Origin of the sequence: Haliscomenobacter sp., assembly GCF_041740695.1 — a bacterium.
Classification (GTDB): Bacteria; Bacteroidota; Bacteroidia; order Chitinophagales; family Saprospiraceae; genus Haliscomenobacter.
This window is the reverse complement of sequence record NZ_JBGSLK010000134.1, coordinates 1-16,973: the sequence shown is the minus strand read 5'-3', so window position 1 is coordinate 16,973 and position 16,973 is coordinate 1. Positions and strand designations below refer to the sequence as shown.

10 protein-coding genes are annotated in these 16,973 nt (G+C 48.6%); 8 read left to right on the top strand and 2 right to left on the bottom strand.

The genetic code is table 11. The features are described 5' to 3' along the window. Window positions 1-7: 7 nt before the first annotated feature. The 7 genes from ACEW9O_RS26640 (at window position 8) to ACEW9O_RS26610 (ending at window position 10,596) form a co-directional block, all read left to right on the top strand. Complete coding sequence (locus tag ACEW9O_RS26640) at window positions 8-1,843, top strand: RagB/SusD family nutrient uptake outer membrane protein (protein WP_373553273.1); 1,836 nt, start codon at window positions 8-10, stop codon at window positions 1,841-1,843. A gap of 132 nt (window positions 1,844-1,975) precedes the next feature. Beyond that, a complete protein-coding gene (locus ACEW9O_RS26635; RefSeq protein ID WP_373553272.1) occupies window positions 1,976-5,335 on the top strand; it encodes a VCBS repeat-containing protein in 3,360 nt (1,119 codons plus the stop codon). 383 nt (window positions 5,336-5,718) lie between these two features. Further along, complete coding sequence (locus ACEW9O_RS26630) at window positions 5,719-7,020, top strand: vanadium-dependent haloperoxidase (protein ID WP_373553271.1); 1,302 nt, start codon at window positions 5,719-5,721, stop codon at window positions 7,018-7,020. Between the two features lie 256 nt (window positions 7,021-7,276). Then, window positions 7,277-7,750, top strand: coding sequence for a 23S rRNA (pseudouridine(1915)-N(3))-methyltransferase RlmH (gene rlmH, locus ACEW9O_RS26625; protein WP_373553270.1), 474 nt, complete (start codon window positions 7,277-7,279; stop codon window positions 7,748-7,750). A gap of 5 nt (window positions 7,751-7,755) precedes the next feature. Continuing rightward, window positions 7,756-8,379, top strand: coding sequence for a rhomboid family intramembrane serine protease (locus ACEW9O_RS26620; protein WP_373553269.1), 624 nt, complete (start codon window positions 7,756-7,758; stop codon window positions 8,377-8,379). Between the two features lie 2 nt (window positions 8,380-8,381). Continuing rightward, window positions 8,382-9,137 (top strand): YdcF family protein, encoded by a 756-nt coding sequence (locus ACEW9O_RS26615; RefSeq protein WP_373553268.1) that lies wholly within the window; start codon window positions 8,382-8,384, stop codon window positions 9,135-9,137. Between the two features lie 61 nt (window positions 9,138-9,198). After that, entirely contained in the window at window positions 9,199-10,596 is a 1,398-nt protein-coding gene (locus ACEW9O_RS26610) for a hypothetical protein (protein ID WP_373553267.1), read from the top strand. A 340-nt stretch (window positions 10,597-10,936) separates the two neighbouring features. On the opposite strand, the gene ACEW9O_RS26605 is transcribed toward ACEW9O_RS26610, so the two are convergent. Continuing rightward, window positions 10,937-12,577, bottom strand: coding sequence for a DUF6089 family protein (locus ACEW9O_RS26605; RefSeq protein WP_373553266.1), 1,641 nt, complete (start codon window positions 12,575-12,577; stop codon window positions 10,937-10,939). 145 nt (window positions 12,578-12,722) lie between these two features. On the opposite strand from ACEW9O_RS26605, the gene ACEW9O_RS26600 reads away from it, so the two are divergent. Then, a complete protein-coding gene (locus tag ACEW9O_RS26600; protein WP_373553265.1) occupies window positions 12,723-13,727 on the top strand; it encodes an NADP-dependent oxidoreductase in 1,005 nt (334 codons plus the stop codon). Window positions 13,728-13,814: 87 nt separating this feature from the next. Here the strand turns inward: ACEW9O_RS26600 and ACEW9O_RS26595 are convergent, their stop codons facing one another. Continuing rightward, window positions 13,815-16,568 carry a prolyl oligopeptidase family serine peptidase gene (locus ACEW9O_RS26595; RefSeq protein ID WP_373553264.1) on the bottom strand — a complete coding sequence of 918 codons (2,754 nt, stop codon included), beginning with the start codon at window positions 16,566-16,568 and terminating at the stop codon, window positions 13,815-13,817. Between the last annotated feature and the right edge of the window lie 405 nt (window positions 16,569-16,973).

The window sequence follows — 16,973 nt, the reverse complement described above, 5'->3', positions numbered from 1 at the left end:
AGTAACGATGAGAAACATCATTATAGCATTAATTGCATTTTTGTTCATCAACAGTTGTAGTGACGACTTCGTCAATACACAGCCTCTAGGCGAGCTTGCAGAAACGGCAGTTTGGACGGATGGGTCTCTAGCGGAAGCCTTCGTATCGGAGATTTACGCTGGATTGGGCAATGGAGGTTTCGACGAGCAAATGAACGCTTCATTGACCGACGAAACCATGTTCACTCACCCTGGTCGCAACATCACGACCATCACTGAATCGCGCTCCAACCCAGCTGATCCAGGATGGATCAATGGCACTTTAAGCTGGGGAAACATGTACCTGCGGATTCGTGCTGCCAACCTCGCATTGGGTCAGTTGGAAGCCCCAAAATTCACCAACCCTACTTTGGTGGATCGTCTAAAAGGGGAAGCCAAGTTCATGCGCGCTTATTACTATCAGCAATTGTTGCGCTACTTCGGTGGAGTGCCCATTGTGGATAAACCATACGCGCTGGATGACACCGACTTTTTGTCGGAAAGAAGTTCTTACGAAGCCTGTGTGAATTTCATCGTCAAAGATTGTGATGAAGCCGCTGCTTTGTTGGACGGAAAAACGCTGGTGGCTGGCCGGGCGACCAAAGCAGCAGCTTTGGCGTTGAAGTCTCGCGTATTGTTGTACGCAGCAAGTGACCTACACGATATCCCTACGGCTAAAGCGAAGTCAAGTGTAATCTCTGCCTACGCCAAGCCTGAATTGGTTGGCTATGTAAGTGGTGACCGCAAGGCCCGTTGGGAAAAAGCTCGCGATGCTGCCAAAGCAGTGCTGGATTTGCCAGGTTTCGGCTTCCAACTCGGTTTGTCGGCGCCTGCTGCGCAAGCTGATGCAGTAGCCAACTACATGAATGCTTCTTTGGCTCGCAACGGTGGGGAAAAGGAAATCATCCTGGGCCGTTATTTCATCAACGCCAAAACGGAAAACGGCGGTCGCCAAGGTCTCTTCAACGGACCTAACGGTTACCACAACTGGGCGGGTAACACGCCCATCCAGTTGATGATTGACGATTATGAAATGATGGATGGCAGCAAATTTGATTGGATGAATCCAACCCATGCTGCTGCCCCTTACACCAATCGTGATCCACGTTTCTATGCTTCGATCCTGTACGATGGTGCAGGCTGGAAGCCACGTACTTCCGATGTAGCATCCAAAGATCCGGTCAATCAAATCCAAACGGGCCAGTACATCCAGCCCAATGGATCAACAGTATTTGGCTTGGATACCCGCAAGAGTTCAGTCGAAGACTGGAACGGCAGCTACACAGGTTATTATGTGCGCAAGTTCGTAGATCCAAACCCAGCGATTGTTGACCAAAACACCTGGCAACAAATACCCTGGCCTACTTTGCGTTATACTGAAGCCATCTTCAACTACGCGGAGGCATTGATTGAATTGAGTGACGATGCGACGGCTCGTACCTGGCTCAATAAAATTCGTTTCCGCGCAGGGATGCCTGCACTGACCGAATCTGGGGATGCACTCAAGCAACGCATGCGCAACGAAAAACGGGTGGAAATGTACATGGAAGAGCAGCGTTACCACGATACCCGCCGCTGGATGATTGCTCCCACGACCCTGGGTCGCAAAGCCAACGGCATCAACATCACTGGTACCGCAAAAGCTGGAGCAACAATACCTTCCCCTTACCGTTACGATCCAAACGCTTTCAATTACTCTTACAAGGTGTTCGAGATCGACCCAGGTAAGGAAAACCGCGCATGGTTGGACAAACAGTACTACCTGCCGATCCATCGCGATGAGATCAACCGGAACAATAAGCTGGTGCAAAACCCAGGGTATTAATCCTGAAGTTTTTCAACTAGTATAAATGCAAGGGGCACAAGAGAACGAATGGTCTTTTGTGCCCTTTTGCTTTGCTTTTAGGGCCTTTATGCTAAATTTGTGCCTACCATATCTTTTGAAACAATGCCAACAATGAGAGCCATCTATACCTATTTGCAAGCAATTGCGTTCTTTTTTCTTCTTTTGTTTTTGTTCCAATGCAAAAAAAGTACTGCCCCCGGGAATGCCCCCACTGACGCCCTTTTCACCCTGCTGGACCCCGCTAAAACGGGCGTAGATTTCCAAAACGTCATCACCGAAGGACTCAACACCAACGTCCTGATGTACGAATACTTCTACAACGGCGGCGGCGTAGCCGTAGGGGATGTCAACAACGATGGCCTCGACGACTTGTATTTCACCAGCAATATGCAATCCAATCGCCTTTATTTGAACAAAGGCAACATGGTTTTTGAAGACATCACCATTGGTTCAGGGGTGACGGGTCGGGAAGGCCCCTGGAAAACCGGCACCACCATGGCCGATGTCAATGGCGATGGTTTATTGGACATCTATGTTTGTTATTCCGGAAGTTTATCGCCCGAAAAACGGGCCAATCAGTTGTTCATCAACCAGGGTGTGACCACCAATGGCCAACCCAGTTTTGTGGAAAAAGCCGCCGAATATGGCCTCAACAGCCCAGCCACCAGCACGCAAGCAACCTTTTTTGACTACGACAAGGACGGTGACCTGGACATGTTTTTACTCAACCACAACCCTCGCTCCCTCCCGGTTTTGGATGAGGCCACCACCGCCGAAATCCTCAAAGTAGACGACCCCAGCAACGGCATGCGCCTGTTTCGCCAGGATAAAGGCGCCAATGGCCAGCCGTTTTTTCAAGACATTACCCAACAAGCTGGATTGCTTAGTTCAGCCCTTTCCTACGGCTTGGGTGCCGCCATGGCCGACTACAACGGCGACGGTTGGATCGACATGTACATCTCCAACGATTACACCATCCCCGACTTTTTGTACCTCAACAACCAGCGGGGTGGTTTTGTCAATCAAATCAATACCAGCCTGGGGCATACCTCCCACTTCTCGATGGGCAGCGACGCCGCCGATGTCAACAACGACGGCCTGGTGGACATTTTCACCCTCGACATGTTGCCCGAAGACAATCGCCGCCAGAAACTCCTGATGGCCCCCGACAACTACGAAAAATTTGACTTCAACCTCCGCGTAGGTTTTGGTCACCAATACATGCGCAACATGCTCCAGATCAATCAGGGTTTGGTGAATGGCGCTTTGACATTTTCTGAAATGGGCCAATTGGCCGGCATTTCCAGTACGGATTGGAGCTGGGCTGCCCTTTTTGCCGATTACGACAATGATGGTTGGAAAGACCTCTACATCACCAACGGCTACCTGCGCGACTACACCAACCTCGACTTCCTGAAATACATGGGTGACTATGTCCAAAACAACCAGGGAAACATCCAGCGCCAGAATGTGTTGGAACTGGTGCAACAAATCCCGGCTTCCAACCTCAGCAATTACGTTTTCAAAAACAAGGATGGCCTGAGTTTTGAAAACCAAAGCCAGGCTTGGGGCATCGCTCAGCCCTCTAACAGCAATGGTGCCGCCTACTCCGATTTGGACAATGACGGCGATTTGGATCTGGTGGTGAACAACATCAATCTGGCCGCAGCGATCTATCAAAATGAAGCGGATAAACGTTTTAATCACCATTACCTCAAAGTCAAACTGGAAGGTGATGGGCAAAATAAACTGGGCCTGGGTGCCAAAGTGACGATTTTCCAAGGCGATAAAATGCAGTATCTGGAACAAATGCCAACCCGTGGGTATCAATCCAGTATTACGCCTGTTTTACATTTTGGGTTGGGTCAAAGTAGTGCTATCGACAGCCTCAAAATCACCTGGCTGAGCGGCAAAACCGAAGTGTTGCGCCAAGTAAAAGCAGATCAACAATTGATTCTGAGTGAAAAAAATGCGGGTGCCCAAGCTTCAAAAACGCCTGCCACTCTAGCCATTTTTAAAGAAGTGGCCAGTCCAATTGCCTACTCCTCACCCACCAATACCATTAATGACTTTAAACGCCAACCTCTACTAAGTAATCCTCTTTCGCAAGTTGGGCCATGTATGACCGAGGGCGATGCAAACGGCGATGGATTGGAAGATGTCTATGTTGGAGGTGGCAATGGCCAAGCTGGCGCTCTATTTTTACAAAATAAAAATGGCACTTTCACGCGCAAAAATCAGGCAGCCTTTGAAGCGGACAAAGCCAGCGACGATGCTGATGCCCTGTTCTTTGATGCCAATGGCGATGGATTCCAGGACTTGTACCTGTGTAGCGGAGGTTACGCCAACTTTTTACCCGACGACGCAGCCCTGCAAGACCGCCTTTACCTGAACGATGGTAAAGGCAATTTCAGCAAAAGTGCCAATGCCCTGCCGAAGATGTTGGTCAGCAAAAGTTGTGTACGCGCCACGGATGTGAACGGAGATGGCAAACTGGATTTGTTCGTGGGTGGCCGGGTAGTGCCGGGGCGTTATCCAGAAATCCCGCGCAGTTACCTCCTGATCAACGATGGCAAGGGGCAATTTAAAGACCAAACCTCCAGTCTCGCTCCTACCCTGGCGAACATTGGCCTGGTCAGCGACGCAGTTTGGCACGATTTGAATGGGGATAAAAAACCGGAATTGATCATTGTCGGTGAGTTTATGCCGATCACGGTAATGGGTCAAAAAAATGGAAAATGGGCCGATGTGACGAGTGATTATTTTGACAAAAAATACGCGGGCTGTTGGAATAAATTGCTGCTGGAAGACTTGACTGGCGATGGAAAAATGGATCTTCTGGTCGGAAATTTAGGTCAAAACTCCCAACTCAAAGCCAGTGACCAGGAACCCGCAGAGTTGTACTTCAAAGATTTTGACGACAATGGTGCGGTGGATCCCATCCTCTGTTTTTTCAAGCAGGGCAAAAGTTATCCCTATGTCACCCGCGATGAGTTGTTGGATCAAGTGAGCGTCATGCGGGGGCGTTTCCCGGATTACAAGAGTTATGCAGATGCGACATTGAAGGAAGTATTCACTGCTGAGGAGTTGAAGGGTGCAACTCGTTTGGAAGCCAATTACCTCAAAACGGCCTTGTTTGTTGCTGATGCTAATGGCAAATTCCAGGAAAAAGCACTGCCCCTGGAGGTGCAAGCTTCGCCCATTTTTGCCATCAGCAGTTTGGATTTTGATCAGGATGGGAAAAAGGATTTGTTCCTCGGAGGAAACATCAGCAAAGCGCGATTGAAATTTGGCAAATACGATGCCAATTATGGGCTGATTTTGCATGGTGATGGACGGGGAGGATTCAAAGTAGTACCCCAAAGGCAGGCGGGTTTGCGGTTATTGGGGGATGTGCGAAGTGTGCTGACGGTACAGAACAAGTTGATTGTTGGGATTCATCAGCAGGGCGTGAAGGCCTATCAGTTTTGATGATTAGTGTTCTTTTTTAATCGTTGAATGCACAAGTTTATGTTTGTTCCAGAACCCTTGAAAGGCAGGAATCGATTGGCTCTTTTTTGCGCAACGCGAGCCCCGCTAGGGGCGTGATATGGGTAGTAAACAGCCCCAGCGTTTTTCCGAGTCCCGAAGGGACGTGATATGGGTATCAAAATGGATACAATACCCACATTTCGTCCCTACGGGACTCGAAAAATTCTGGATATCCCAATAGGCTACCCATATCACGCCCCTAACGGGGCTCGCGTTGCGCGGAATAGGACCAATCGACTCTGCCTTTAGAGGATCTGGATTTTAAAAACAACGGCACAATTGTGCATTCAACGCATGAAATTTCCATAAACAATTCACCACTCATGCGGAAGTACATTTATAGTTGCTTATTGCTTTTTAGCTTATTTGCTTGTAAAGAAAAGGCTCCGATAAGCCCCCAAGTCAGCTCCAAAGACATCTCCAAAGTCATCACCCAAATGACCGACGTGATGATCCACGACGTGACCAATCCACCCCTGGCCGCGCGTTTTTTTGCCTACACCTGTCTGGCTGCTTATGAGGTAGTGGCCCTGCACGAAGCGGAATTCCCTTCCATGTACGGGAAATTGAACGATTTCCCAAAAATCGAAAAGCCGAGCCTTAGCGGTGAGTACAACTACGAGCTAGCCGCTGTGCTGGCCATGTACGAAACCGCCAAAAAACTCCAGCCCTCCGGCCAAAGACTGGACACGCTGGAAAAGAAATGGCTCGACTCCCTCCAAGTTGCCGGGGTAGCTCAGGCACAGTTGGAGCTGACCCGGGCTTATGCTGAGGCCATCAGTGCCCAGATTCTGGCCTACGCCAAAGCAGATGGCTACAACCGTATCAGCAATTATCCACGGTATACACCCCTCGGAACAGAAGGCGCCTGGTATCCCACTCCGCCGGGTTATTTTGCCCCGGTAGAGCCGTATTTCAGCTCCATCCGTTCGTTCACGCTGGATTCGGCCGCACAGTTCAAACCAGTGCCTCCTGCGGCGTTTTCGATAGCTAAAAAATCAAGTTTTTACACCCAGATGCAGGAAGTGTATGCCCAGGATTTGACGCAGGAAAAGCTGGAAATTGCCGCCTTTTGGGATTGTAATCCCTTTGCCTTACTGGACAATGGGCACTTGATGGTGGGCATGAAAAAAATCTCTCCGGGTGCGCATTGGATGGGCATCGCGGGCATCGCTTGTCAACAGCGCAAGCTGACTGTGTCCAAAACAATCCAGGTCTTCACTACCCTCGCCATTGGATTGATGGATGGGTTCTATTGCTGCTGGGACGAGAAATACCGTAGCAACCGCATTCGCCCCGAAACGGCAATACGCAAGTACATCGACCCGCAGTGGAAACCGTTCTTGCAAACGCCCCCATTCCCCGAATACCTCAGTGGGCATTCGACGATCTCTACGGCAGCAGCTACCATCTTGACCCATTTTTTGGGGGATAATTTTGCGTTTACGGATACGGTGGAAGAGCGATTTGGGCTAAAAAAGCGCTCCTTTACTTCATTTTCCGAGGCAGCGGCTGAGGCGGCCATATCAAGATTGTATGGAGGGATCCATTTTATGGATGCGATTGTGAATGGGCAGGAACAGGGGGAGAAAGTGGGGGCATTGGTGGTTGGGAAGGTGCTGTAAAACCTTGAAAAGCGACTCTTTTTCATAAAATCTCTTAGTTTCGCCTCAAAGTATACCTAATACCATTAGACTAGACCTCTTAGGTGAACCCCTTAGGTGTCTTAGGTGGTGAACAATCCCCCTGCTCCGCAGGGCATTTTTTCTTTTCACCATCTAAGGCACCTAAGTTCACCTAAGGGGTTCACCTAAGAAAATGTGCGCCTACGGCGCTCAGTAGTAAAAGAATTTATGTTTTAAATAAGCATCAAGCACCACTGTGAAAACCACCTTCTCTTACATCGGCAAAACCGCCGACAAATACCTCGAAGAGGGCTGCGGCATTTACGAACGCCGCCTGAAGCACTATTTGTCCTATGAAACCGTGCTGATTCCCGACATCAAAAATGGCGGCAAACTCGATCCTGAACAACTCAAAATCAAAGAGGGCGAACAAATTCTCCAACGCCTCAAAAATGAGGATTGCCTCATTTTGCTGGATGAGCGGGGCAAACTCTATACTTCCGAGCAATTTGCCGCCAACATGGATCAGTGGTTTCAAGCCCCCTACAAACGCCTCGTATTTCAAGTCGGTGGGGCTTTTGGCTTTTCTGAAGCGGTGTACCAACGCGCCAATTACAAGCTCTCTTTGTCCGTTATGACCTTTTCCCATCAGATGATTCGTTTGTTTTTTTTAGAGCAACTGTACCGTGCGATGACTATCTTGCGCAATGAACCGTATCACAACAGTTAACTGCAATGGAGCAATTGAACTTTACCACGGCTTTATTGATCCTGACGGGCTTGGTGTCCTGGCAGGCATTTAGTCGACCAGACATGTACCAGAAACTCATGTTTGTACCTTACGAGATCAAGCGGCAAAACGATTATTTCCGCTTTCTGACCCACGGAATGGTGCATGTGGATTTGAACCATTTGTTGTTCAACATCCTCACTCTCTACATGTTTGGTATTGGTGTGGAGTATTATTTCAAAGCGTATTTTGGGCCACAAATTGGCATTACGCTGTACATCTTCTTCTATTTTAGCGGGATAGTGCTGTCGGCATTGCCCGATTATTTCAGGCATCAGGACAATCCAGGTTACCGGGCGGTCGGGGCTTCGGGAGGAGTATCAGCGGTAGTATTTGGCTACATTTTTATCAATCCTTGGGATAAGGTATTTTGGATCATTCCAGCGGGAATTTACGGGGTGCTTTACCTCGCCTATTCCGCTTACATGGATCGTTACGGCAAGGACAACATTGGTCACAGTGCCCACTTTTGGGGTGGACTATACGGGATTGTGTTTGTATACAGCTTACTGAAATTGACGCGGCCAGATGTATTGAACATAATTTTTCAGAATTATTTTATATTTTAAATATGTTCTTCTTCCTATCCAAAGCCTTATTGTTTTTGATTCGCCCGATGTTTTGGGTGCTGGTGCTGGCTTTTTTGGCTTTCATCAGCAAACGAGCAGCCCGGCGGCGGCGTTACGCGTTGATCATGTTGTTGTTTTTGATTTTTTTCAGCAATAAGGGTTTGTATGAAGCAGTCTGTGGCATGTGGGAATTGCCGCCGCAAAAATTGACCCAATCTTATGACATTGGGATCTTGTTGGGAGGTTACAGCAACTCCAATGGTTATCCCCAGGATGGGCGCCATCATTTCAACGCCAGTGTGAACCGACTCACGCAAACTTTGGAATTGTACCAGCAAGGCAAAATCAGGAACATTTTGCTCACTGGAGGTTCTTCCAACATCATCACCAAGGGCAAGCTGGAATCACAAGAAGTAGTTGATTTTGTGGAAGACATGGGGATCGATCGCAAGGTAGTCATCGTGGAGCCCCAAGCCCGCAATACCTGGGAAAATGCGCTTTACTCCGCAAAAATCATCAAAGAAAAATACCCGCAAGCAACTTGTGTACTCATCACCTCAGCCTGGCACATGCGACGAGCTCGAGCTTGTTTTCGCAAAGCTGGTTTGGAGTTTGATTATTACTGCACCGATTACAAAAGTACCAACTTGGGCGGTTGGGCCTGGGTCCAGTTTGAACCGGGGGTATTGGGCGATTGGGAAGGGTTGTTTAAGGAATGGGTGGGCATGTTGGTGTATGCGATGAAGGGCTACGTTTAATAGAGTGAAGAGTGAAGAGTGAAAAGTGAAGAGTTGAATAGCGAAAAGTGAACAGCAGGAGATGAATCAGGTAACTGAGGATGAAATTAAGAAGGAGGTATTAAGGTTTTTGCGGGGGTATTACAAGAGTCGCCCGCGGGCTAGTGATATTGAAGTCAGTTCAGACTTACGCGGAGTTGGAGGGATTGTGGCCGATGGATTTTTAGCTTTTAAGGAAGAAGATGGCCGCAATTTTATCATCACTTTTGAAGCAACGGATTACCATCGGCGCGATGAGCTGCGTTTTACCATTCTCAAACAGCTGATTTATTGGGATGCTGCGGCGATGGCTTATTTGACGGTCGCCTTGTTGTTTATTCTTGCCCATGTCCAAAAATGGTTGTCCTTGTTGCCGCACTACTTTTGGGGTGGCGTGCTGCTCCTACAAGTTTTGATCTTTTCATTTGGCTTTATTTGGTATTATTTGTTGCGCTCCTTACCACGGTACCGCTACATTTATGCCATCGTGCAATTCAACCAATATTTTGCCGATGATCAGTGGGTAGCTTATGCCCACGATGTGTTTTCGGGCTATGAAGATCCCTATTACAAAGAACTGCGGCGGCAGTGTATCCACAATGGTTTTGGGATGGTCGAAGTAGGGGAAGACCTCCATGTTAAGTTACACATGGCCCCATCGATTGACGACCCTGAATTTCAGCTCAGACGTCGGGTGGTGCAGTTTTTTACCAAGAATGATTTCACCCAATTTGTGCAAAAAAACATCAGCGGCCGGGATTGGTGGACCCAATTTGTCGATTGGCTCAACAACTTGCCACTGCGCCAAAACCTCAGTAATCTACTACGGTTTGAACGCCCAGTGTACAAACAAATGGGGGTTATTCTGGCTTGTATCGGGGCGATGACCCTGGTTTTGGCGCGTGAATTCAAAAAGAAGCCCATCCGGTATGTCGATGAATCGACTTACGAGCAACAAATGACCACCTACATGCAGCGCTTGTACGGCAATGAAAATTTGATCCAGGACATTGTACTGGACTCCGCAGATATAAAACCCTTTATAAAAAACATTTTTCCTTACATCTATCGCCCAGGGTCGATTTTGACGCCGGAAGAGGCGAAAAACACCCGTGAAAAAATTGTAGTGTATACGCCGAGAGGTTTTGTGCACTATCCATGCAGCCGTTTGAACAGCGTCGGTAATCAACGGTTTATGGTGCGCATGGGCGTGTTTTACGACAGTGATTTGCTCAAACGGGCCATTGGGCGCTTTCGCAAATTGGGTGTGCCCGTCAATGGCATTTGGGGGCCCTGTTTTTTCCCCAAAGGCAAGTACTATATCCTGTTTTTGGAGGATTTGTACCCCAGTCGGCAGGAGGCACTCGACGCTATCACTGAGACTAAGGCCAAGCTAAGTCCCGCAGGTATCAAACTGGATATTTTGATTGAAAAAATATGAGGAGAGTTGGAACAACAGGGGACCTGTTGGATAAAAAAATTTCCTTTGGATTGTGAGAATGAGGTAACAAATGAAACATCAAGGTGTATTTCTCTACTTGAATTTCCGACGAATTTATGATCTACTTCTCTTATAATGAGCGCCGTAGGCGCATAATTTCTAAGGTGGCCCCTAAGGTGAACTAAGGTGTCTAAGGTGGTGAAAGGGCGCCCTGCTGCGCAGGGCTTTTTTTCTTTTTCACCACCTTAGACACTTTAGTTCACCTTAGGGGCCACCTTAGAAGTGCAGGATTAAACTTGGTAGTACCTAAGTCATCAAAACCTAACTAAATGAATTTCCTTTATTGTTGCTCCACTCGAAACTCCACCCTACGGTTTTGTTTCCGTCCTGCTGGGGTACGGTTATCAGCAATAGGTTTGCTTTCACCTAAACCTTGAGTGCGCAGATTTGCGGCGTTGATGCCCTTACTTTGGAGGTAAAGTCCACAAGCTTGCACCCGGTTTTCGGACAAACGTTGGTTGGCTGCTGCCTCGCCTACATCATCCGTATGGCCTTCGATCATCAACTTAAATTCGGGATAGCGCTGCATCACTTCCGCCACTTTCCCCAAAACCTCCAATGAAGAAGGAAGTAATTTGGCGCTGTTGGTTTCAAAATTGACGTTGCTCATCGCGAAGGCCAATACTGCCTTATCCTCTGCTTTGATTTCCGGACAGCCGTTGTTGGATTGCAGGCCGAAGGTATTGGGGCATTTGTCTTTGCGGTCTTCAGTTCCGTCTTTATCGGTATCTGGACAGCCATTGAATTGTTTCTCACCAGCTAAGGTTGGGCATTCATCGTCTTTGTCCGCAACGCCGTCGCTATCCTGATCGGGGCAGCCATTCATACTCGCAGGGCCAGCCTGATTGGGGCATTGATCCTGATCATTCGCTATGCCGTCGCCATCATCGTCTGGGCAGCCTTGTAGGGCAACTACCCCGGCTAGCGTTGGGCATTTGTCTTCTTTGTCCTGAATGCCGTCGCCATCCGTATCGGGGCAACCTGCAAATTGGCTCGATCCGGCTACATCCGGGCAGGCATCATCTGCATCCGTAATGCCGTCGCCATCTTGATCAGGGCAACCTTGCAGGTGTTTGAGTCCGGCTACATCCGGGCATTTATCCGATTTGTCTGCTACACCATCCGCATCACGGTCGGGACAACCTTGCAATGCAGCCACCCCAGCAATGGTAGGGCACTTGTCTTCGGTATCCGCTACCCCATCCCGATCGGTATCTTTTTCACTCAAATGGAAGCCCAAAGAAAGGCCGCCGATGTTGTAAGCATCTTTGTCATCCGGGTCGCCTGAAATCTTCACCCCATCGATGTAGTCTGTAAAAGTGAGGCGATAGCCAAATTCAAGCCCCAGGTATACATTGCGACTCAAATCAGCTTTTACCCCAATTCCCAGCGGAATAACCAGATTCGTCTTGGGGTGTCTGGCACTTTTATCCTGCGCTTCTTCCACTTTAAGTACGCCGCCATAGGAAACTGCTGGATTGATGAACCCAAGCCCTACCCCACCCGTCAGGTAAGGAACAAGCCGAAGTTTGAAGGCTGCGCCATAAGCTGGTCTGGGTGCTTTTTTAAGCAAACTGAATTCACCATTCAAGCCCAACTCAATCAAGGCCGTAGAAAAATCGGTGTTCCGCCCGCGGTGTTCATCGTAATCTGAATCCGAAGCATTCAAACGCCCGGAATACAAATTTGCCCTCCAGGCAAAACGGTTCGTCAAATCCTGGCGGACAAAAAAGCCGTAAGCAAAATTGGGATTGTTGAAAGTAAAATTGGGAACAACCAAATCTCCCAAAACATTGGAATAGCCCACAAACAAACCAGCATCCCAGGCAGGAGTATTTTTTTTAACAACTTGATTGGTTTGTTGCGCAAGTACGAACAATGGTAATGCCAAAATCATACCTACAAGTGTAGTTTTCTTCATCGAATGAGTAGTTTAAAGTAAAAATGGAATATTGACTGAGAATAGGTAGATTGCCTCTAAAAGTCTCCTGATATATTTGCTCACCCTTAAAGACGTGAATAATTTAGGAGGTCACTTCATTACAAGCTCGATTAATCCATACCTCATGATCAATAAACAGTTGATTTTGGTCAAAAGACCAGTTGGCCTGCCTACTTCTGATACCTGGAAGCTAGAGGCGAACCCCGTTCCCGAATTGGCTGAAGGCCAGGCCCTCGTCCAGCAGCATTACATCTCGCTCGACCCAGCCATGCGGGGTTGGCTCAATGATAGCAAGTCTTACATTCCACCTGTAGGCATTGGCGAGGTCATGCGCGCAGGCTCAGTAGGCCAGGTGATTGCGGTCAATCAAAATCCCACCTTAGCCGTAGGGGATTACGTATCGGGCAATGGTGGCGTACAGCAATATGTCATTACGGAAGGGAAAGGTTGGTTCAAAGTAGACCCTTCCCTGGCGTCGTTACCCACCTACATCGGCACACTGGGCATGCCCGGCCAAACAGCTTACCATGGTTTACTGGATGTGGGCCAGGCTAAGGCAGGTGATGTCGTGCTGGTATCGGGCGCAGCAGGCGCTGTGGGGAGTGTAGTCGGTCAAATCGCCAAAATCAAAGGTTGTAAAGTAGTCGGCATTGCGGGGGGGCCGCAAAACATCCGCTACATTCTGGACGAACTTGGTTTTGACGGAGCCATCGACTATAAAAACGAAGATGTAAGGGCAGGGCTAAAACGGGAATGCCCGGAGGGTGTGGACGTCTACTTTGACAATGTCGGCGGCGAAATCCTCAACATCGCGCTAACTCGATTGCGCTTCAAAGCCCGGGTGGTGATTTGTGGGGCCATCTCCCAGTACAACAATACCACGCCTGTAGTAGGGCCGAGCAATTACATGTCCTTGCTGGTCAATCGGGCAAGGATGGAAGGGATGGTAGTATTTGATTATGCGAAAAATTACGGAGCTGCCGCCCGCGAAATGGCCCAATGGATTCAGGAAGGCAAACTCAAAACCCGCGAGGACATTTACGAGGGAATTGAGAATTTTTATGAGACCTTTTTGAGGTTGTTTACAGGGGAGAAAATGGGGAAATTGGTGTTGAAAGTAATTCAATAAAGATGAGAGATGAGAGATGAGAGATGAGAGATGAAAACCGGTAACCTTGCATTGCCGCTTTCATCTTTCATCTTTCATCTTTCATCTCTATTTTACTCCGCGCTCAATCGCCGCAACGCCCTTCTCCATCCACCCAGGCTTCGGCGCACCTTTCAAGTAGTGCTCAAAAAACTGCAACATGCGCAATTGGAAATCCTTGCGGTTTTGCAGTTTGACCAGGCCGTGGCCTTCCTCGTTGTAGTTCAGCAACCAGGCAGGTTTGCCCAGGCGGCGTAAGCCCATGTAAAATTCGATGCCTTGATACCAGGGAACCGCTCCATCTTTGTCATTGGCCATGATCAGCAGTGGAGTGCTCACCTTGTCGAGGAAAAAGATGGGGGAGTTTTCCATGTAGCGCAGCGGTTTTTCCCACAGGGTACCACCAATCCGGCTTTGGGTATGCTCGTACTGGAACATGCGGCTCATGCCACTTTCCCAACGAATCCCACCGTAGGCTGACACCATGTTCACCACTGGTGCACCCGATTCGGCGCACTTGAAAATATTCGTCTTGGTTACCAGATAAGCAATTTGGTAGCCACCCCAACTGTGGCCTTGTACACCCAGATTGTCCTTGTCCACGAACCCTTTATCGACCAATGCCGTCACCCCTGAGATGATCGCATTTTGCGCACTTTCCCCTGGATACCCAATGCGGTAGGGAATATCCGGGATGAAGACCAAAAAGCCGCGACTGGCCAATTGGGCAAAGTTGAGCATGCTGCGGTTGTAGCCCGGCGTCCAGTGGTGGTGCAGCTGGTCAGTCATACGTTCGTAGAAATAAGTGATCATGGGGTATTTTTTCTTTTGATCAAAACCAGCGGGTTTGATCAAAATACCCTGTAATTTTTGGCCGTCCATCGCCGTCCACTCAGTCAACTCGGAAGTACCCCAAAAGAATTCTGCTTGCTGCGGGTTGGCCTGGCTGATGGTTTTTACACTTTGTAGGTCAGCTGAATAAACGATGTCCGGGAAAGTTTGGAAATTTTCACGGGTGAATATCCAGCGATCGGCGTTTTTGGCCTTTTGCACTTGTGAGGAGAAATTGTAGGCACCCTTTTGCAGCGGGCGTTTTTTACCGCTGTGGATGTCATACCACAGGTAACCCTCTTCTTTGGTCACCTCATTCGTATAGTGCAACAACAGTGGTTTTACCTCTTCAATCGACCGTTCTTCGGGATCGGTGCGAACGTAGCGTGCTTCCGTTTTTTCTGCCCGCATGTTGGTGAGGTTGGTAGGCTTGAGCTGGGCTGTTGGGTCGAGCATCCAGATGTCGTAGCGGTCGTAAGCCATGAAATAATCGTCTTCGCTGCTCCAGCCAGCAAAACCATAAGAATTGGGGTTCTCCGGGCTGTCGGCTAGCTCATCGTAAAATTTCACCTTGTCGTTGTTGCTCAATTTGACCAGACTCTTTTTGGCGATGTTCCAAGCCATCCAGGCGCTATCCGTCAAACTGTACCAATAAATGTATTTCCCCATCGGCGATAAGTTGGGATTGCCGTGTGCAGCCGTAGCAATTTTTTCTTTTTTGCCACTTTGTACATCAATCAGGTAGACGTCGTTAACGGGTTCAGCGTCCCAGGTCATTTGCACTCGGTAAGGTTTGTTGGAGACGCCCAGCACCTGAGTCCCATTGCCTTCGTTGCTCAGGCGAATTTCCGGTACATCCAGGCTGCCCAATTGCACCAGTTTGCCATCAGCAACGTGGAGTACGCAAGTGTAGGAGCGACGGCGATCTTGCTCCAACTGTACTTTTTGCATGGGGTAAATCCGCTCGTCGGAGGTAGACCATACTTCAAGGTTTACAATTTCTTCCTCCAACAGCATGGTGTCCATCAAAATGGGTGGCGGAGCGATGCCAAAGTAGAGCTTGGAGCCATCCTTGGCAAAGGAGAGATTTCCGTTGTCACTAGGCAACCAATCTTTGGGTAAAAAACTGGCACCTTTTCCTACAACCAGGCGGGCTTTATCCGCCGTACTTTGCCAATGGTACACGCCAAATGGGCGAACCCGGGCCTTGGTTGTATCCAGATCTGCCACAAAGGCCAATTGAGTACCGGGGCGGTCAAAAGTGAGTTGTTTGACATTGCCTTTTTGAGCCAGTACATGTTTGGTTTGACGGGTTTCGCCATCAAAGACGTATACGCCAGCTTTTTGCTCGGGGTCGCCACCGGTGGTGTACCAGGCAATTCGAGCCTTATCCCGCGCCAATTGGTAGGATTTGACATACCCAATCAGCCGTTCCTGGTTGGCACCCAATTCGAGTAAAACCAGGCGGCTACCATTTTCTTCATTTTCCTTTTTCCAGACAAATTTGGAAGTATCCTTCGGTAAGGCTTTAGCAGGTTCGCGCAAATAAGCCAACCAACCCGACCATTTTCCAGGCATTTGGTAGGATTTCACCCCGGCATATTTGTTCAATTTCATCGTCCGCAGGTCGTAAACCCCCAGGGTATCTTTGGGCAGATCATCTCTTTTGACCTTGCGCCGCCGCATGTTCATGGTGCTGTCGCGGAAGGGCTTGATCGTAAAAGCGAGGTAACGGCTGTCCTGGCTAAAGTTGAGGTTTTCGGCCCTAGGCACACTCAGCGTTTTATCGCTTTGCCCATCGTACAAGCGCAATTCCCCGTCGCCTTCCAAGGGTTTAACCACGTAGCCTACCCAACGGCCATCTCCGGATATTTTGGAGGACTCAATACTTTTCCACTTGGCGATATCGGCATGCTCCAACATCCGTTTGGCGGGTGTTTGGGAAAAAGCGATCAGTGGAAAAAAGCACAGCAACAGTAAAAGTCTGGACATATTTGGCTTCATTGTATGACGCAAAAAATTACTCCCCGACTCCTAAGTCTGACGCAAAAAATTACTTCCCGATTTTTTTTGAGGCTTTTGAATAGGAAGCTCACTTGAAATGAAGCGTTCGACTTCCTATCCAAAACCCAAATCGGGAAGTTAATTTTTCTGCGTTCCTTTGAGGCTTTTGAATAGGAACCTCACTTGAAATGAACCGTTCGGCTTCCTATTCAAAACCCAAATCGGGAAGTTAATTTTTCTGCGTTATTTTGTGAATCGGAAAAATAAAAAATTCTGTCTAATCTAAACTTTTTAGGCGACGAATGGAACGGAAACAACTGACAAAGGGTTCCGGGGTTGGATCATTCAATCTCAACGGTCACTGAGCGAAGCCGAAGTGCCGATGAGATTGAA

Bases quoted from the DNA above. Each gene is read 5' to 3' on its own strand.
- ACEW9O_RS26635 (WP_373553272.1), top strand. From the start codon at position 1,976: ATGAGAGCCATCTATACCTATTTGCAAGCAATTGCGTTCTTTTTTCTT.
- ACEW9O_RS26630 (WP_373553271.1), top strand. From the start codon at position 5,719: ATGCGGAAGTACATTTATAGTTGCTTATTGCTTTTTAGCTTATTTGCT.
- ACEW9O_RS26610 (WP_373553267.1), top strand. From the start codon at position 9,199: ATGAATCAGGTAACTGAGGATGAAATTAAGAAGGAGGTATTAAGGTTT.
- ACEW9O_RS26615 (WP_373553268.1), top strand. From the start codon at position 8,382: ATGTTCTTCTTCCTATCCAAAGCCTTATTGTTTTTGATTCGCCCGATG.
- ACEW9O_RS26595 (WP_373553264.1), bottom strand. From the start codon at position 16,568: ATGTCCAGACTTTTACTGTTGCTGTGCTTTTTTCCACTGATCGCTTTT.
- ACEW9O_RS26640 (WP_373553273.1), top strand. From the start codon at position 8: ATGAGAAACATCATTATAGCATTAATTGCATTTTTGTTCATCAACAGT.
- ACEW9O_RS26605 (WP_373553266.1), bottom strand. From the start codon at position 12,577: ATGAAGAAAACTACACTTGTAGGTATGATTTTGGCATTACCATTGTTC.
- ACEW9O_RS26620 (WP_373553269.1), top strand. From the start codon at position 7,756: ATGGAGCAATTGAACTTTACCACGGCTTTATTGATCCTGACGGGCTTG.
- ACEW9O_RS26600 (WP_373553265.1), top strand. From the start codon at position 12,723: ATGATCAATAAACAGTTGATTTTGGTCAAAAGACCAGTTGGCCTGCCT.